This window comes from Acidovorax sp. 100 (assembly GCF_003688355.1).
GTDB classification, from domain to species: Bacteria; Pseudomonadota; Gammaproteobacteria; order Burkholderiales; family Burkholderiaceae_C; genus Acidovorax; species Acidovorax delafieldii.
In genome coordinates this window covers 1,835,445-1,851,930 of the sequence record NZ_REFD01000001.1, presented here as the reverse complement: position 1 = coordinate 1,851,930, position 16,486 = coordinate 1,835,445, and the positions used below count along the sequence as shown (strand labels likewise).

The following is a 16,486-nucleotide window of genomic DNA, read 5'->3' as shown; positions in this document are numbered from 1 at the left end:
TCCGGTCAGGGCTTCAGGTGTGACGAAATCCGCCGACCCTGCTCCCGCCACCGCTCATAGTCCGCCGGGTACGCAGCGCGGTATCGCTTGAGGTGAAACGCCGCCTCGTCGTCCAGCCCCAGCATCGTGGCGCTTTCGATCAGCGGCTCGATCACCCGGGGTTCGGGCGAGAAGTGCAGCAGCTTGTTGGCCACGGCAAAGACCTGGCCCGCGTTGCTGGGCGAAAGCTCGATGGTGGTCAGCAGCGCAAAATCGACCTGATCGGTGAAGAAAGGGGTGTTACCCACCTTGCGAACGGTGTCCTGGCGCAGGGACGGCGGCCGGTCGGCGAGCGGTTTGTACAGCTGGCCGACGCGATAAAAATCCCAGCCCACGTAGGCCCCTGTTGCCAGCGCGGCCACGATGATGCCGGCCGCCCCCCGGCGTGCGCCCAGCGAACTTGCCCAGCCGGGCAGCTGCCAGCGCCACAGCAACGCGACGGCCAGCACCGTGATCAGCTGGAACGGTCCGTACCACAGCGGAAACTCCAGAAGGCTGTGCAGACCCAGCGGCGCCAAGATGCCCCAGGCCAGTTGCCGCGCTGGATCGGTCTCGCGCCAGGGCTTTTCGCGCAGCACCCACACCACCACCGCGGCGCAAAAGATCAGCGCCACCGGCACGCCCAGCTCCACCGCAAGGTGCAGGGGCAGGTTGTGGGCGTTGTCCAGCAACACACAAAACCGCTCGCCCGGGAACACGGTGACGTAGTGCGCGTAGTCCAGCTCCCCCCAGCCCCAGCCCACCCAGGGCTTTTGGGCGATCAGGTGCAGCACATTGGCCCACAGCACGCGGCGGCTGGTGCAACCAGGCTCTTCGTCGAGGATGCGCACAAACAGCCCATCCGATGCGAACCCGGTCCAGTCCAGCAGTAAACGGGGCAGCAACCAGGCCGCTGCGCCATACAAAACCAGCCCCACCAGTCCCAGCCCCAGGACTAGGCGCCCCCACGACACGCGCCAGCAAAACATCAGCCCCAACATCAACAGCCACTGCACGGCCCCGGTGCGTGAGGCCGTGGCGGCACTCGACGCCGCCAGCAACGCCAACACCCAGGCCACTAGCAAACCCATCAACCACCCGGGCCAGGACTTCCCTCCCTGCACGGGGGTGGCGATGCCGGGGTGGTCCAGACCTGCCTGCATCTGAGCCAGGGCCCACAGCAGCGCCCAGACGCCCAGGCTCAGGAGCGTTGCCTGCTGGTTGCGCTGGCGCAGGTTGCCAATGGCCTGCCCTAGGGTAGAGGGCTGCACGCCGTGCAGGCCGGGGTCCCCCACAAAATACTGCAGCAGCCCAATGACCGCACTGGCCAGCGCTGCCACCAGAAGGCCCGCCGCCAGCATCCGGCTCGACACCAGGGCTGGCGCAACCCCGGTCTCCCCTTCCTGATACCGCCCAGGCGAACTGCCGCAGCGAGCCAGGGCCAGCAGCACCAGCACCGCGCCGCAGCCCCAGGACGCCAGCAGGGGCCAGAAGTTGTTGATGGGGGCCTGCGTGAAGCAGAACAGGAACGGCAGCGCCAGTGCCAGCAGTGTCAGCGGCGTGGCCATGGTGGCAAAGGGCATGGGATGGCAGGTCGGGCAGAAAGGGCGCGCCGTGGATCATATGCGCGGCTGCCCGGGTACCCGCTGGCGCCCATGGGACAATCGCCGCCATGCACGCATTGTTTGAAGAAGCCGGCAAATTTCTCGCCGGCCGTATCCTGTCCGAAGCCGATACCTCCGCCCAAGTGGAGCTGGACTCGGGCAAACGGGTCAAGGTCAAGGCCGCCCATATCCTCCTGAAGTTCGAAAAACCCGCCCCGGCAGAACTCATCGCCCAGGCCCAGGCCGTGGCCGAGTCCATCGAACTGGACCTGGCCTGGGAGTTCGCGCCCGAAGACGAATTTGGCTTTGCCGACCTGGCGCGAGACTATTTCTCCGAGAACGCCACCCTGATCCAGCAGGCCGGTGCGCTGTTCCGCCTGTACGACGCGCCCCACTACTTCCGCCGCGCGGGCAAGGGCCGCTTCAAGAAGGCCTCGGCCGAGATCCTGCAGCAGGCGCTGGCCGCCATCGAGAAGAAAAAGGCCATCCTGGCGCAGATCGACGAGTGGGCCGCAGCGCTCGGACGCGGCGAATGCCCGCAGCCCATCCGCGACCAGCTCTACAAGATCTTGTTCAAGCCGGACAAGAACGCGCCCGAATACAAGGCCGTGGTCGAGGCCAGCCGCGCCACGCACACCGCACCGCTGGACCTGCTGCAAAAAGCGGGCGCCATCGATTCGGCCTACCAGTTCCACTGGAAGCGTTTTCTGTTCGAGAACTTCCCCAAGGGCACGGGCTTTCCCGCGCTCACGGCGCCGGCCATTGCCGACGAACTGCCGCTGTCGTCCGCCCAGGCGTACTCCATCGACGACTCGCAGACCACCGAAATCGACGATGCGCTGTCGGTACAAGGCCTGGGCACCGGCACCGTGGTGCTGGGCATCCACATCGCCGCGCCGGGCCTGGCGATCCAGCCGGGCAGCGCCATCGACCAGCTCGGACGCGCCCGCCTGTCCACCGTGTACATGCCGGGCTACAAGATCACCATGCTGCCGGATGACGTGGTGCAGACCTACACGCTGGACGAAGGCCGCGCCAACCCGGCCGTGTCTCTGTATGTGACCATCGACGAGGCCACACTGGAGTTCAAGGGGTCCGAGACCCGGCTGGAGCGCGTGCATGTGGCCGCCAACCTGCGCCACGACCAGCTCGATGCGGTGGTGACCGAAGAATGGCTGTCCAACCCGGCGTTTGAGCACCAAAACGACCCCAAGCGCTTGTCCGAATTGCGCCCGCAGCTATCCTTTTTGCACCGCCTCGCCAAGGACCTCAAGGCCCGTCGCGAAGTGGTGCGCGGCAAGCCCGAGAACTTCAACCGGCCGGACTACAACTTCCGCCTGGTCGGCAACAACGGTGCCGAGCCCACGGGTGATGAACAAGTGCAGATCAGCGTTCGCCAGCGCGGCGCGCCGCTTGACCTGATCGTGGCCGAGGCCATGATCGTCGCCAACAGCACCTGGGGCAGCTGGATGGCCGAGCTGGGCGTGCCCGGCATCTACCGCAGCCAGGCCAGCATGGCGCCGGGCGTGAAGGTGCGCATGGGCACCAAGGCGCTGCCGCATGCAGGCATCGGCGTCAAAGCGTATTCGTGGGCCACCTCGCCCCTGCGCCGCTACACCGATCTGGTCAACCAGTGGCAGATCATTGCCTGCGCCCGCCATGGCAAGACGGCCGCGCTGGCCGCGCCCTTCAAGCCCAAGGACGCCGACCTGTTCTCCATCATCAGCAGCTTTGACGCCGCCTACAGCGCCTACAACGGCTACCAGGCCGGCATGGAACGCTTCTGGACGCTCAAATACGTGGAGCAGAACGGCATCACCGAACTGAACGCCACGGTCTTCAAGGAAGGCCCGGGCGGCAGTTTCCTGGTGCGGGCAGACGATATTCCGCTGGTCTTCCCCGTGCTGGGCGCACAAAACCTGCCGCGCGGTGCGCGCCTCAAGGTCAAGCTGGGCGAAGTGGACGAGATCACCCTCGACATCCACGGCACCGTGATCGAGCGCCTGGACGACCCCGCCGACACCAGCGACGATGGCCCGGTGGACGATGCCGAGGACGACGACACCGTGGCGGGGCCCATCGCCATTGCGGTGGACGTGAACGAGGCCCCCGCAGACGCCACTGCAGCAGCACCGGCCGCCTAAGCCCCGGACAGCCCCTGATAATTGCTGGCGATGAAACTCCCTGCCTTCCTCCGCACCTTCAGCACGCTGCAGCTGGCGCTGGGCGTGTCCATCGCCGTACACGCTGCACTCATCTCCGTGCGCTTCATTGACCCCGAGGGCTTCAACCGGGTGTTCCAGGACACGCCGCTCGAAGTCATCCTGGTCAACGCCAAGTCGAACGAGCGGCCCGACAAGGCTCAGGCGATTGCCCAGGCCAACCTGGCAGGCGGTGGCGATGCAGAGAAGGGCCGGGCCACCAGCCCCCTGCCCTATTCGGCCCTGACCACCATCGGTGACGACTACGAAGAAGCCCAGCGCAAGATGGACGCGATGCAGGAGCAGCAGGCCCTGCTGCTGGCCCAGTTGCGCAAGCAGCTGGCCACCATGCCCGCGCCCGATCCGCGCCAGGCCAGCCAGAGCGGAGAACAGGCCAGCGAGCAGGAAAAGCGCCGCCAGCTGGTCAAGCTGCTGGCCGAGATAGAAAAACGCATCAACGAAGAAAACTCGCGCCCCAAGAAGCGCTACATCAGCCCCGCCACCCGCGAGGAAGCCTATGCCGTGTACTACGACGCGCTGCGCCGCAAGGTCGAGGACAAGGGCACCGAAAACTTCCCGGAGCAGGGCGGGCGCAAGCTGTACGGCGAGCTGACGATGATCGTCACCGTCAACCACGACGGCCGCGTGCTGGGCACGGAGATCGTGCAGGGCTCAGGCAACGGCACGCTGGACCGCCGCGCCGAAGCCATTGCCCGCGCCGCAGGGCCGTTTGGCGCCTTTGATGCCGAGATGCGCAAGAAGGCCGACCAGATCGCCATGGTGGCGCGCTTCAAGTTCACCCGCGACCAGACCCTGGAAACCGTTGTGAAGTAACTGCCTGGCGGGTGCGCAGCGAGGCCCTTCTCGCAGGCCGCCAAGGCCTCCACGTCCACCTGCCCGCCCCACAGAACACACCGCACGGCCGCCCGTACCGCCCGCCCCACGCCGCCCTAGCCACCCATGACATTCCCCGCCTCCCCTGCCGACCTGTACTGCGTGATGGGCAACCCGGTCGCCCACAGCCGCTCGCCTGCCATCCACGCCCGTTTTGCCGAGCTGACCGGTGAACACATTGCCTACGAACGCCGCCTGGTGCCCATGGACGGGTTTGCCCAAGGCGTGCGCGCGTTCGCGGCAGAGGGCGGGCGCGGCTGCAACGTCACCGTGCCCTTCAAGACCGACGCACCGGGCCTGGCGACCGAGTGCAGCGAACGCGTGCGGCTGGCGGGCGCAGCCAACACGCTCACCTTTCGCGCCGACGGCAGCATCTACGCCGACAACACCGACGGCCTGGGCCTGGTGGCAGACATCACGCACAACGCAGGGGTGTCGCTGGCCGGGCGCGACGTACTGCTGGTGGGTGCCGGTGGCGCAGCCGCAGGTGTGCTGGGCCCGCTGCTGCTGGCAGGCGCCCGCCACATCACCGTGGCCAACCGCACCCTGGCCAAGGCGCAAGCGCTGGTGCAGTCGCACAGCGCCCTGGCGGCGCTACAAAAAGCAGAGCTGTCAGCACAAGATCCACTGGCGCTATCGGCCAATTTCGATGTGATCATCAACGCCACGGCCAGCAGCCTTTCTGGCGGCGGTGTGCCGGTCCCCGCCAGCGTGCTGCGCCCGGGCGCTCTGGCCTACGACATGATGTACGGCCCCGCAGCGCAAGGCTTCCTCGACTGGGCGCGCCAGCACGGTGCGGAGCCCCGTGACGGCCTGGGCATGCTGGTGGAACAGGCCGCTGAAGCCTTCTTGCTGTGGCGCGGTGTGCGCCCGCCTTCGGCCCAGGTGCTGCGCGAAATGCAGCAATCCATTGCGGCCTGAGCCCCGAGGACGCCCCGATGAAAGCCGTGCTGCGCTGGCTGGGACTGCTGGTGATCGCCTTCGTGGCGCTGCAGCTGTTCTTCGTGCTGCGCATTGCCGCCATGGTGGCGATCAACCCCCAATCCACCACCTTCCAGCGCTCTGAAGCCTGGACGCTGCTGGCCAGCAAAGGCCACGTGCCCTGGCGCCAGCAATGGGTGCCGTACGCGGACATCTCCGACCACCTCAAGCGCGCCGTCATCGCCTCGGAAGACGATGGTTTTGTGAACCACGACGGCGTGGACTGGAACGCCATCGAAAAAGCCTGGGAGCGCAACGCCAAGGCCGAAGCCCTGGCCAGCAAGGCGCAGGCCCGTGCCCCCGAGCGCCCGGTGCGTGCGCCCAAGATCCGGGGTGGCTCCACCATCACCCAGCAGCTGGCCAAGAACCTGCTGCTGTCGGGCGAACGCACGCTGCTGCGCAAGGGGCAGGAGTTCGTGCTCACGCTGGCGCTGGAGCAGTTGCTCTCCAAGCAGCGCATCCTGGAGATCTACCTCAACAACGTGGAATGGGGCGAGGGCGTGTTCGGCGCCGAGGCGGCCGCGCAGCACTACTTCCGCAAGAGCGCCAGCCGCCTGGGCACCGCCGAAGCCGCACGCCTGGCCGTGATGCTGCCTGCGCCCAAGCGCTTTGAGAAAACGCCCGGCTCGGCGTATCTGGCAGGACGGACACGCACAATCCTGGGGCGCATGGGCGGCGCAGAGCTGCCCTGAAGCCGGCTGTCGGCAGCGTCACCCACACGCCTACAGCGCCTCATCGCCCCTGCGGTGCCTCACGCCGCTGCAGCCACAGCGCAGACGCCCCCTCGGGCCGTAGTGTCACTTGAAACCTGGGGGCCCCCACGGCGCCCCCCGCCGGCAGCCGCACGGTGTACCGCTGCAGCAGCATCGCCGCCAGCAGCGTCATCTCCAGCATCGCAAAGTGCTGGCCAATGCACACGCGCGGCCCCAGGCCGAACGGAATCCACGCGCCCCGAGGAATGGACGGAGCGCCGTCCAGAAACCGCTCAGGCACAAAACGGTCCGGCTCGGCAAACCAGCGCGCATCGCGGTGCAGCACCCAGGGGGTGATGCGCAGCATGGCGCCCTGGGGCACCGGCACGCCGCCCAGCGTGATGGGCGCGGTGGTGCGGCGGCTCATCAGCGCGGCGATGGGTGGGTACAGGCGCAGCGCCTCTTTCAGCGTGGCGCCCAGCCAGGGCAGTTGGGCCAGATGCTCGGGGCCGGGGGTGCCGCCCCGCAGCACGGCATCAACCTCCGCCTGGGCACGCTGCGCGGCCTCGGGGTGTTGGGCCATGAGCAGGGTCCACCACAGCAGCGTGGTGGCGCTGGTTTCGTGTCCGGCCTGGAAGCTGACGATGCACTGGTCAAACACCTCTTGCGCGGACAAGGCCTCGCCGGTTTCCTCGTCGCGCAGGGCCAGCAGCATCTGCAGCAGGTCCGTGCGCGCAGGGGCATCGGGCGGGGGCACCTCGGCCTGGCGGGCATGGATGTGGCGCCACACCAGCCCCTTCAGCGACCGGATAGCCCGCCGCTTGGCCGCCTTGCCCGGCAGGGGCAGCCAGTCGGGCAGCGTGAAGGGCATGAACATCTCCTGGTAGGCCGTGGCCCCCAGCGTCTGCGTGGCCCAGGCGGCCTCGCGCGCATCGGCCTGCGCCGAGGTGCTGAACAGCGTGCGCAGGATCACGTCCATGGCCACGTCCGTCCACAGCACGTCCACGGCCACCTGGGCGCCGGCATGGCCCGGAGGCACGGCAGCGTCGAGTGCTCTGCGGGCGGCCTCGGTCATCAGCTGTGCGTAGCCTGCCACCCGCTTGGGAGCGAAGGCGGGCATCAGCATGTGGCGCTGGCGCTGCCAGGTGTCGCCTTCGGTCACCAGCACGCTCTGGCCAAACACTTCTTCAAACACCGCAATGCCACGCTCCCAGCGGATGAGCTGGTCGGCATGGGTGACGAGTGCCTCGCGCACGAGGTCGGGGTGCATCAGGTCCCACGCATCTTCATACCCTAGTCGCATGCGGGTGAGGTCGCCATGCTCGCGCTGCAGTTGGGTGACAAAGCCCAGGTAGTCGGCCCGCATGGCGCGCAGCAGCGGCAGGCCCCACCAACGGGTTCGCGGGCCGCGTGGCGTTGCAGGCGTGGGGGGATGAGTGGGAGAAGTAACAGAGGACGTGGTGGCTGTGGGCGAGTTCATGCCCCACATGCTGCGGCGCAGCGACGAGTCGGTATTGAACGATTGCGACAGCCCCTGTCGCCTACACTCGCGCCCCATGGCAAGCTTGGCCCCCCTTTCCCCCCGGCACCCTGCCGGGTTGATCCCCTCGGGCGAACTGTGGCTGCCGCGCGCCAGCCTCACGGCCTGCCTGCGTGCCGCCATGGCGCGCAGCACGGTGGGCCATGCGCTCAGCGATGCGCAGCGCATCAACCGGTTCCCCGCATCCCCCTTGTGCAGCCTGAGCTGGTGGTTTGAAGGCCGCAGCGAGGCCCTGGTGGCCGAGCGCCCCGACACCATGCCCACGGAACACAGCCCGCGCGAGGCCTACCCCGGCCGCTGGGTGCTGGCAGGCCCGCAGACGCGCCCCACTTCCAGCTACTGCGCAGGGCCCACGCACGCCATGATGGCGATGTTCATGCCCGACGCGCTGCACCAGCTCACCGGCGTAGACCCCGGCGCCCTGACCGACCGCATGGTAGACGCGCAATCGCTGCTGTCACCCGACTGGGTGGCGCTGTGCGAGGTGGTGCAGAACCTGCCCGACAACGCGGCCCGCCTGCAGCACCTGGAGGACTTCCTGGAGCCCCGCTGGCAAGCCTGCCGCCCCGCCCAGGCATTGCCCACACAGCGGTACGGCGACTGGGCCGCGCACCTGGCGCAGCGCGCCGCCCTGTCGGCCCCCGGCCGCAGCCTGCGCCAGCTGGAGCGGCGCATCAAGCGCTGGGCCGGGCTGCCCCTGCGCGAGCTGCGCGGCTTTGGCAAGGCCGAGCAGGCGTTCTTCGACACCATCGCGGCCGATGCATCCCAAGGCAGCGTCAAATGGGCGGATGTCGCAGCGGGCGCCGGGTTCTCGGACCAGTCGCACCTGTGCCGCGTCACGCGCCGCATCACGGGCTATGCACCGCAGGCGCTGTATGACGGCATCTATGGGGACGAAGCTTTCTGGGCCTATCGCATCTGGGTGTAGCGCTGCCCAGGTCCTTGCCTGGCATGCAGGCCCGGCGCCCGTATCATCCCCGCCATGCTTGCCAAGTTGATGAGTTTCCTTCTGCTGGGGATCGTGCGGTTTCTCACCGGCTCCCAGGCCCGCTGGTATGGCTGCCCGCCCAAGGCCGAGCAGCGTATCTACTTTGCCAACCACCAGAGCCACGCCGACATGGTGCTGATCTGGGCGGCGCTGCCCGAAGAGCTGCGCAGCATCACGCGGCCCATTGCCGCCAAAGACTATTGGACCAAGACGCCGTTCCGGCAGTGGATCACCACCGCCGTGTTCAACGCCGTGTATGTGGACCGCCAGGCCACGCCCGCGCGGCCGGTTGCGCCGGTGGCGGCCGAGCCCACTGGGGCACCAGCCACGCCGAGCGATGCAGACACGGCCGCCGCAGGTGGCCCAGACCCATCGCCCGAAGCCCCGCCGCGCGCGCCAACCCCCGAGGAGTTGCGTTCCGCCCTGCCAGAGTCCGACCCGCTGGCCCCGCTGGTGCGCGCGCTCGAGAGCGGCGACTCCATCGTGATCTTCCCGGAAGGCACGCGCGGCCATGGCGACGAGCCCCAGTCGTTCAAATCCGGCCTGTTCAAGCTGGCACAGATGTTTCCGCAGGTGGTGCTGGTGCCCGCATGGATCAACAACGTGCAGCGCGTGATGCCCAAGGGCGAGGTGGTGCCGGTGCCCATCCTGTGTTCGGTGACCTTTGGCGCGCCCATCCAGCTCGAAGCGGGTGAAGAGCGCCGCCCGTTCCTTGACCGCGCGCGCCGCGCCGTCATCGCTCTGCGGGAAGTCTGAGTATGACCTGTCCGAAGCCCCTGACCTTGCCGAATGCTGCGCCCCGGAGCGCGCGCTGACATGAACCAATTCCTGCGCAACCTCACCGCCACCCAGCAGATCGGGGCCTTGTTCCTGGTCGTGTTCGGCATCCTGTCCATCGTCACCGTGTGGGCCTTTGTGCGCAACCTGCGCGAGCACGCCAGCGACGACCCCGAAGCCGAAGCCCGGGCCCTGGAAGCCAAGCGCTTCTGGGGACTGCTCAAGACCTCCTGGGTCATGGCCACGGTGTTCTGGATCGGCTGGGTGCTGGGCGAAACGGTGGCCACGGTGCTGTTTGCCATCGTGGGCTTTTTTGCGCTGCGCGAGTTCATCACCCTGTCGCCCACGCGCCGGGGCGACCACCGCAGCCTGGTGCTGGCGTTCTTCGTGGTGCTGCCCTTGCAGTTCTGGCTGGTGGGCAGCAAGCACTTCGACCTGTTCACCGTGTTCATCCCGGTGTACGTGTTTCTGGCGCTGCCCGTGGTGAGCGCACTGGCCAACGACCCCCAGCGGTTTCTGGAGCGCAATGCCAAGCTGCAGTGGGGCATCATGGTCTGCGTGTACGGCATGAGCCACGTGCCTGCGCTGCTGCTGCTCGACTTCCCGGGCTACCGCTACAAGGGCGCGTTTCTGGTGTTCTTTCTGGTGTTTGTGGTGCAGACCTGCATGCTGGTGCAGCATCTGCTCGGGCGGCGCTTGCCGCACAAACCGGTGGCGCCGCAAGTGAGCCAGAGCTTTCAGTGGACCAGCTGGCTGGCAGGCGTGGCCGCCGGGGGCCTGGCAGGCGGTCTGCTGACCTTCATCACCCCCTTCAAACCCGGCCAGGCGCTGGGCATGGCGCTGCTGGCCTGCGTGGCGGGCAGCCTGGGGCACCTGGTGATGAAAGCACTCAAACGCGACCGCGGCATCACCAGCTGGGGCATGCAGGGCATGTCCGTCACCGGTGCCGGGGGCCTGCTTGACCGGGTGGATGCGCTGTGTTTTGCAGCGCCCGTGTTCTTCCATTCGGCACGCTGGTACTTCGGTTTGTAGAAGAATCGGCCGATAGCGCTAGTTCCCATTGCCCCAATAGCTATAAAAACGAGAGCAAATGCGCATCCTTGGTATTGACCCCGGCCTGCAGACCACCGGCTTCGGCGTGGTGGACATGGACGGCCACAAGCTCAGCTACGTAGCCAGCGGCACCATCCGCACCACCACCCTCGCGCTGGGCGACTTGCCCGGGCGCCTGAAGATCCTGTTCGACGGCATCACCGAGGTCGCAGCCCGCTACCAGCCCGATGTGGCCTCGGTCGAGATCGTGTTCGTCAACGTCAATCCCCAGTCCACGCTGCTGCTGGGTCAGGCGCGGGGCGCCGCCATCACCGCCCTGGTGGCCAGCAATCTGCCCGTGGCCGAATACACCGCGCTGCAGATGAAAAAAGCCGTGGTCGGCCACGGCCGCGCCGCCAAAAGCCAGGTGCAGGAAATGGTACGGCGGCTGTTGCAGCTGCCAGGCCTGCCGGGCACGGACGCAGCCGACGGCCTGGGCATGGCCATCACCCATGCACACGCCGGTTCCGCCATGGGCCGCCTGGGTGAAGCCGCCACGCTGAATCGGCGGCAGCATGCTATGTACAAGGATGGGCGGAGTTATTGAACCCGCCTGGGCGCCATACCAGACAAAAAATACCGCGCCCAAAGGCGCGGTACAGCCCCACCAGGGTCTTAACCAGAACGAGACGTCAGGCCAACTGCGTCTTCATCCGCTCCGCCCGCTCCTTCGGTGAGGGGTGGGTGGACAGAAAGTTGCTCGAATCACCGCCCGACATCGCGGCCAGCTTTTCCAGTGCGCTCACGCAGGCGCCAGGCTGGTAGCGCTTGGCTTTCATGAAGCCCATCGCGTAATCGTCGGCCTCGCGTTCGTTGCTTTGGGAGTGCTGGGCGCGCACCACTTTTTCAAACAGATCGCCCAGTTGCGAGTCGGCGATGGCGCCGGCGCGGCTGTTGCTGGACGAAACAGCATTGCGCAGGGCGCTGGTGCGCAGGGCCGCCTGGATGCGGGCCTTGCTGTGGCCCTTTTTGACGTGGCCAATTTCGTGGCCGATGACGTAGCGCACTTCGTCATCGGTGAACTTGTCCATCAGGCCCGAGTACACACGGATGGTGCCGTTGGCCATGGCAAAGGCATTGATGTCGGGGGTGAGGTAGACCTTGAAGTTCATCTTCAGGCCGTCATACGTGCCCAAGCCCGCCGTGAGTTTGTTCAAGCGCGTGGCGTAAGGGTTGCCAGCGGGAGCAATGCGGTTTTGGCGGTCGCTTTCAGCGGCCATCTGGTCAAAGGCAGCCTTGACCTCGTCGTCGGTCAGCGACTCGGATTTGGCCAGGTCCTTGCCCGCGTCGAGCATCTTGCCCAGGTCAAACTGTGCCCAGACGGGCGATACGGCACTCACGCCGGATGCCAGGGTCACAAGCGTCAGTAGTTGGCGGCGGTCCATCGAATTCCCTCTCTCTTGTCTATCGTTGCTTTAGGTATGGATGTTTTATTGAGCAACCTTGTGCAAGCAAAGGTTCTCAAGTGCGCCGAAATATAGCGACGCAACCCCCCGATTTCGGGGGCGGGTCCTGTCTGCAGATGTAAGAGCTGTGTGCCGATGCTCGGCGCGGTCAGTACGCCAAGGCGTCGTTTACGTGCGCTCTAAAAAAGGTATCGCTAGCGACACCTCCACCTTCGCGCGCCGCGACGCGCCCAGCGGCAGAGGATTGCGGCTTCAGAAGGCCAAACGGCTTGGCAAAAAGAATGCCACCACCCGGGGTGGTGCGGCTCAGCGCCCCAGCCCGCGCTTGAGCTCCTTGAGCAGCAGCAGCACCTGGTTGGATGCGTGGCGGCAGCTGCCGTTGAGCAGCTGCGCTGCCTTGGGCTGGTCGCCCGACTGGAAAGCTGTCACCACGTCGGCCGCCTGCTGGTGAAAGTATTTGTGCCGCGCCACCAGCATGTCGAACGCGGGGTAATGCCCCAGGCGCACCCGGCCCGTGCCGTAGAGCCATCGGCCCAGGTCACAGCGGTCGTCCTGGCAGATGCGTTCGGGCCGCATGACTTCGTCGGAGCGCCCGTTGACCATGTCTTGCAGCTGCAGGCGCCAGCGCTCGTGGCTGGCAATGGCGGCGTCGATGTCGATCTCGGTCATCAGCGTGGCCGCGTACTCGGCATCCAGCACCAGTTCACTGCCGTTGTCTTCCATGGCCCAGGTGGTCTCGGGGCTGGTGGGGTCCTGCTCCCGGATCTTGAACAAGCGGCTGAAAAAACCCATGCGTCATCCCTTTTGCGCGACTGGCCCGCGCAGCGCGAAATGGCAGCCGGCGCGGAAATGTCTTGAAACATTCTGTGGCGCCTCCGCCGTTTTGGCTACCAAAAAATGGCCCCTTCGTAAAAATGTGCGTGGGCAACCCTGCTGCCACTGCCAGCTCTGCGCCCACCGCCTGCACAAAAGCAACGGCAGCCGGACAATGCGCGCATGACTTCCACTCCCCGCCGCCCTGCCCTTTCCATGCTTGATCTGGTGGCCGTCCGCGAAGGCGGCACCGTGGCCGATGCGCTGCAGATTGCGCTGCGCACCGCCCAGCATGCCGAAAAACTGGGCTTTGCCCGCTATTGGCTGGCCGAGCACCACAACATGGCGGGCATTGCCAGCTCCGCCACCGCCGTGCTGGTAGGCCACATTGCCGGTGGCACCTCGCGCATCCGCGTCGGGTCGGGCGGCGTGATGCTGCCCAACCATGCCCCGCTGGTGGTGGCCGAGGCCTTTGGCACGCTGGCCGAGCTGTACCCTGGCCGCATTGACCTGGGCCTGGGCCGCGCGCCGGGCACCGACCCCACCACCATGCGAGCACTGCGCCGCAACCGGGTGGAAACCGAAGAAGACTTTCCGCGCGACGTGGCAGAGTTGCAGCGCCTGCTGGCCCCTGCCGAGCCCGGCCAGCGCCTGATTGCCATGCCAGGTGCGGGCACCAATGTGCCGATCTGGCTGCTGGGCTCCAGCCTGTTCTCGGCCCAGCTGGCAGCCGAGCGCGGTTTGCCATATGCGTTCGCCTCGCACTTTGCGCCGCGCCTGCTGCACCAGGCCATTGACCTGTACCGCAATCTGTACCGGCCCTCTGCCGCCTGGCCCAAGCCCTATGTGGCCATCGGCGTGCCGCTGATCGCTGCCCCGACGGACGAAGAGGCCGACTACCTGGCCAGCAGCACCTACCAGCGCGTGCTCGGCATCTTGACAGGCGACCGCCGCCGTCTGCTGCCGCCTATCGAGAACTACGCCGCGCGCCTGCAACCCCAAGAGCGTGCAGCGATTGGCGACTTTTTGGCTGCGGCCGTGATTGGCGGGCCGGACACGGTGCGTGCAGGGCTGGCCAGCCTGAGCGAAGCCACAGGCGCCGACGAGTTGATGCTGGTGAGCGATGTGTACGACCCTGCGCTGCGTCTGCGCTCGCTGGACATTGCCGCCAAGGCCCACGCCACACCGGGCCAGGCCGCCGTCGCGGCCTGAGCACCTGGGCAGCCGGGGGGCGCCTGGGTGCCGCTCTTGTTCTTCAGCGCGCCAGGTAACCGCCATCCACGGGGTAGTACGCCCCGGTCACAAACGACGCCTTGCTGGACGCGAGCCAGGTCACCAGCTCGGCCACCTCCTCGGGCTGCCCCAGGCGGCCGATGGGGTGGGCGCCAACCAGCATGGCGTTGATGCCGGCGTCCTGCTCCAGCCCGCTGATCATGGGCGTGTGGATGAAAGCAGGGCCCACGGCATTGACGCGCACGCCGTGCGCGCTGTATTCGATGGCCGCAGCCTTGGTCAGCCCCACCACGCCGTGCTTGGCCGCCGTATAGGCGGGCGCCGTGGCAAAGCCCACCGAACCCAGGATGGACGCCATGTTGATGATGGCGCCGCCACCGTTCTTCAGCATCGCGACGATCTGGTACTTCATGCCGTAGAACACGCCCGACAGGTTGATGTTGATGACCTGCGCCCAGCCGTCCAGCGGGTAGTCGGCCGTAGGCGCCTGCGGGCCGCCGATGCCCGCGTTGTTGCAGGCCACGTCCAGGCGGCCGTAGTGGGCGACGGTGCGCTGCACCAGCGCCTCGCAGTCCTCGGGCTTGCCCACGTCGGCCGCCACAAAGATCGCATCGCCCCCGGCTGCGCGCACCAGCGCGGCGGTTTCCTCGCCCGCCTGCACATTCACATCCGACACCACCACCTTGGCACCTTCACGCGCCCACACCAGCGCAATCGCGCGGCCGATGCCCGACGATGCGCCCGTTACCAATGCCACCTTGTTCTTCAGCATGAAAGACCCCTTGTTCGTTCCAAACGCCTGCAACCTGATGCCACAGATCAACTTTCATTCTGCGCGTGCCATGCGTCAGCGCCTTGACCTGTGTCATGCCCCGGGCAAGGGAGTCGAGTGGAAGCCCCCGGCCTTGGGTAGCGGCTACCATCAGGGTCTGCCAAGCCAGCGGCGGACATCCGTCCGTTGCGGGACTGCCTGATTTCCACGCTGACGCCCCACCACCCACGCCCGCATTTGCATGCCTGCTTTTTCCTTTGAAGCCCTGGACGCCCAGGGCCAGACCCGCAAAGGCCTCCTGGAGGCTGACACCGCCAAGGCCGCACGCAGCCTGCTGCGGGCCCAGGCGCTGGTGCCACTGGCGGTGGAGCTGGTGCAGACGGGCCAGTCGCTGGACGGCCGGTCCGCCAGCCTGGGCCAGCGCCTGTTCACCCGGCCGGTGTTCAGCGCGACGGGGCTGGCCATCTGGACACGGCAGATCGCCGGGCTGGTGTCGTCGGGCCTGCCGCTGGAGCGCGCACTCACCGCGCTGTCCGAAGAAGCCGACGATGAACGCCAGCGCCACCTGGTCGCCGCCCTGCGCGCCGAGGTCAATGCGGGTGCCACCTTTGCCCGCGCACTTTCGCAGCACCCGCGCGAGTTCTCTGACATCTACTGCGCCGTGATCGGTGCGGGCGAGCACAGCGGCAACCTGGGCCTGGTGCTGGAGCGCCTGGCCGACGACCTGGAAGAGCGCCAGGCGCTCAAGGCCAAGCTGGTGGGCGCTGCGCTGTACCCGGCCATCGTGACCCTGGTGGCCATCGTGATCGTGTTGTTTCTAGTGGGCTATGTGGTGCCGCAGGTGGCCAGCGTGTTTGCAGGCACCAAGCGGGCGTTGCCGTTCCTGACAGTGGCCATGCTGGGCCTGAGCGCCTTTGTGCGCAGCTATGGCTGGGTGATGTTGATTGCTTCCATCTTGATAGCACTTGGGACAAGATGGGCGCTCACCATCGGCCATATTCGCGAGAAATTCGATGCTGCGTGGCTCAATCTGCCCCTGGTGGGCAAACTGGCGCGCGGCTACAACGCAGCACGGTTTGCCGGCACGCTGGCCATGCTGGCAGGCGCCGGGGTGCCGATCCTGAAGGCCTTGCAGGCGGCTGCTGAAACGCTGAACAACCGCGCGCTGCGGGCCGACGCGCTCGACGCCCTGGTGCTGGTGCGCGAGGGAGCTCCGCTGGCCTCGGCCCTGGCCCAAAAGAAACGCTTTCCGGGCCTGCTGTCGATGTTTGCACGCCTGGGCGAACAGACCGGACAACTGCCCGTGATGCTGCAGCGTGCGGCCCGCCAGCTCTCGGCAGAGGTCCAGCGCCGCGCCATGGCCCTGGCTACGATCCTGGAGCCGCTGCTCATCGTGGGCATGGGCCTGATCGTGATGCTCATCGTGCTGGCCGTGCTGCTGCCGATCATCCAGCTCAACCAGTTTGTAAAGTGAC

The 16,486-nt window shown here is 67.0% G+C and carries 15 protein-coding genes; 10 read left to right on the top strand and 5 right to left on the bottom strand.

Features of this window, described 5'->3' with window-relative positions; translation table 11 throughout:
• Nucleotides 1-5 precede the first annotated feature (5 nt).
• Nucleotides 6-1,601: a Wzy polymerase domain-containing protein gene (locus tag C8C96_RS08645; protein ID WP_121942049.1), complete on the bottom strand. Its 1,596-nt coding sequence runs from the start codon at nt 1,599-1,601 to the stop codon at nt 6-8.
• 89 nt (nt 1,602-1,690) lie between these two features.
• Between C8C96_RS08645 and C8C96_RS08640 the strand changes: the two genes are divergently transcribed.
• The 4 genes from C8C96_RS08640 (at nt 1,691) to mtgA (ending at nt 6,390) form a co-directional block, all read left to right on the top strand.
• A complete protein-coding gene (locus C8C96_RS08640) occupies nt 1,691-3,766 on the top strand; it encodes a ribonuclease catalytic domain-containing protein (protein WP_121942048.1) in 2,076 nt (691 codons plus the stop codon).
• Between the two features lie 30 nt (nt 3,767-3,796).
• The gene (locus C8C96_RS08635; protein WP_121942047.1) at nt 3,797-4,657 is read left to right on the top strand and encodes an energy transducer TonB; all 861 of its coding nucleotides are present in this window, start codon (nt 3,797-3,799) and stop codon (nt 4,655-4,657) included.
• Between the two features lie 126 nt (nt 4,658-4,783).
• Complete coding sequence (gene aroE / locus C8C96_RS08630; RefSeq protein ID WP_121942046.1) at nt 4,784-5,638, top strand: shikimate dehydrogenase; 855 nt, start codon at nt 4,784-4,786, stop codon at nt 5,636-5,638.
• A 17-nt stretch (nt 5,639-5,655) separates the two neighbouring features.
• Nucleotides 5,656-6,390 (top strand): monofunctional biosynthetic peptidoglycan transglycosylase, encoded by a 735-nt coding sequence (gene mtgA / locus C8C96_RS08625; RefSeq protein WP_056066393.1) that lies wholly within the window; start codon nt 5,656-5,658, stop codon nt 6,388-6,390.
• Nucleotides 6,391-6,430: 40 nt separating this feature from the next.
• On the opposite strand, the gene C8C96_RS08620 is transcribed toward mtgA, so the two are convergent.
• On the bottom strand, nt 6,431-7,870 hold the full coding sequence (locus tag C8C96_RS08620) for a cytochrome P450 (protein WP_233584193.1): 1,440 nt from the start codon (nt 7,868-7,870) through the stop codon (nt 6,431-6,433).
• A gap of 76 nt (nt 7,871-7,946) precedes the next feature.
• Here C8C96_RS08620 and C8C96_RS08615 point away from each other — a divergent pair, with 76 nt between their 5' ends.
• The 4 genes from C8C96_RS08615 to ruvC are packed head-to-tail and all read left to right on the top strand — an operon-like array spanning nt 7,947 to nt 11,334.
• Nucleotides 7,947-8,858 (top strand): helix-turn-helix domain-containing protein, encoded by a 912-nt coding sequence (locus tag C8C96_RS08615; RefSeq protein WP_233584192.1) that lies wholly within the window; start codon nt 7,947-7,949, stop codon nt 8,856-8,858.
• 54 nt (nt 8,859-8,912) lie between these two features.
• Nucleotides 8,913-9,674 carry a 1-acyl-sn-glycerol-3-phosphate acyltransferase gene (locus C8C96_RS08610; protein WP_056746924.1) on the top strand — a complete coding sequence of 254 codons (762 nt, stop codon included), beginning with the start codon at nt 8,913-8,915 and terminating at the stop codon, nt 9,672-9,674.
• A 60-nt stretch (nt 9,675-9,734) separates the two neighbouring features.
• Complete coding sequence (locus C8C96_RS08605; protein WP_121943936.1) at nt 9,735-10,727, top strand: phosphatidate cytidylyltransferase; 993 nt, start codon at nt 9,735-9,737, stop codon at nt 10,725-10,727.
• 58 nt (nt 10,728-10,785) lie between these two features.
• Nucleotides 10,786-11,334 (top strand): crossover junction endodeoxyribonuclease RuvC, encoded by a 549-nt coding sequence (gene ruvC, locus C8C96_RS08600; protein ID WP_056066401.1) that lies wholly within the window; start codon nt 10,786-10,788, stop codon nt 11,332-11,334.
• 85 nt (nt 11,335-11,419) lie between these two features.
• Here ruvC and C8C96_RS08595 read toward each other — a convergent pair whose 3' ends face one another.
• The gene (locus tag C8C96_RS08595) at nt 11,420-12,172 is read right to left on the bottom strand and encodes a M48 family metallopeptidase (protein WP_056066410.1); all 753 of its coding nucleotides are present in this window, start codon (nt 12,170-12,172) and stop codon (nt 11,420-11,422) included.
• 327 nt (nt 12,173-12,499) lie between these two features.
• On the bottom strand, nt 12,500-12,985 hold the full coding sequence (locus C8C96_RS08590; protein ID WP_015015652.1) for a CZB domain-containing protein: 486 nt from the start codon (nt 12,983-12,985) through the stop codon (nt 12,500-12,502).
• Between the two features lie 204 nt (nt 12,986-13,189).
• Here C8C96_RS08590 and C8C96_RS08585 point away from each other — a divergent pair, with 204 nt between their 5' ends.
• The gene (locus tag C8C96_RS08585) at nt 13,190-14,218 is read left to right on the top strand and encodes an LLM class flavin-dependent oxidoreductase (protein WP_056746927.1); all 1,029 of its coding nucleotides are present in this window, start codon (nt 13,190-13,192) and stop codon (nt 14,216-14,218) included.
• Nucleotides 14,219-14,261: 43 nt separating this feature from the next.
• Here the strand turns inward: C8C96_RS08585 and C8C96_RS08580 are convergent, their stop codons facing one another.
• The gene (locus tag C8C96_RS08580; RefSeq protein WP_056746990.1) at nt 14,262-15,011 is read right to left on the bottom strand and encodes an SDR family NAD(P)-dependent oxidoreductase; all 750 of its coding nucleotides are present in this window, start codon (nt 15,009-15,011) and stop codon (nt 14,262-14,264) included.
• Between the two features lie 241 nt (nt 15,012-15,252).
• On the opposite strand from C8C96_RS08580, the gene gspF reads away from it, so the two are divergent.
• On the top strand, nt 15,253-16,485 hold the full coding sequence (gene gspF, locus C8C96_RS08575) for a type II secretion system inner membrane protein GspF (RefSeq protein WP_108497454.1): 1,233 nt from the start codon (nt 15,253-15,255) through the stop codon (nt 16,483-16,485).
• The last annotated feature ends 1 nt before the right edge of the window (nt 16,486 follow it).

Excerpts from the sequence above, each read along its gene's own strand:
- aroE (WP_121942046.1), top strand. The coding sequence starts at position 4,784 with ATGACATTCCCCGCCTCCCCTGCCGACCTGTACTGCGTGATGGGCAAC.
- C8C96_RS08635 (WP_121942047.1), top strand. The coding sequence starts at position 3,797 with ATGAAACTCCCTGCCTTCCTCCGCACCTTCAGCACGCTGCAGCTGGCG.
- C8C96_RS08615 (WP_233584192.1), top strand. The coding sequence starts at position 7,947 with ATGGCAAGCTTGGCCCCCCTTTCCCCCCGGCACCCTGCCGGGTTGATC.
- ruvC (WP_056066401.1), top strand. The coding sequence starts at position 10,786 with ATGCGCATCCTTGGTATTGACCCCGGCCTGCAGACCACCGGCTTCGGC.
- C8C96_RS08640 (WP_121942048.1), top strand. The coding sequence starts at position 1,691 with ATGCACGCATTGTTTGAAGAAGCCGGCAAATTTCTCGCCGGCCGTATC.
- C8C96_RS08620 (WP_233584193.1), bottom strand. The coding sequence starts at position 7,870 with ATGAACTCGCCCACAGCCACCACGTCCTCTGTTACTTCTCCCACTCAT.
- C8C96_RS08605 (WP_121943936.1), top strand. The coding sequence starts at position 9,735 with ATGAACCAATTCCTGCGCAACCTCACCGCCACCCAGCAGATCGGGGCC.
- C8C96_RS08590 (WP_015015652.1), bottom strand. The coding sequence starts at position 12,985 with ATGGGTTTTTTCAGCCGCTTGTTCAAGATCCGGGAGCAGGACCCCACC.
- C8C96_RS08645 (WP_121942049.1), bottom strand. The coding sequence starts at position 1,601 with ATGCCCTTTGCCACCATGGCCACGCCGCTGACACTGCTGGCACTGGCG.
- C8C96_RS08595 (WP_056066410.1), bottom strand. The coding sequence starts at position 12,172 with ATGGACCGCCGCCAACTACTGACGCTTGTGACCCTGGCATCCGGCGTG.
- C8C96_RS08610 (WP_056746924.1), top strand. The coding sequence starts at position 8,913 with ATGCTTGCCAAGTTGATGAGTTTCCTTCTGCTGGGGATCGTGCGGTTT.
- C8C96_RS08585 (WP_056746927.1), top strand. The coding sequence starts at position 13,190 with ATGACTTCCACTCCCCGCCGCCCTGCCCTTTCCATGCTTGATCTGGTG.
- C8C96_RS08580 (WP_056746990.1), bottom strand. The coding sequence starts at position 15,011 with ATGCTGAAGAACAAGGTGGCATTGGTAACGGGCGCATCGTCGGGCATC.
- gspF (WP_108497454.1), top strand. The coding sequence starts at position 15,253 with ATGCCTGCTTTTTCCTTTGAAGCCCTGGACGCCCAGGGCCAGACCCGC.
- mtgA (WP_056066393.1), top strand. The coding sequence starts at position 5,656 with ATGAAAGCCGTGCTGCGCTGGCTGGGACTGCTGGTGATCGCCTTCGTG.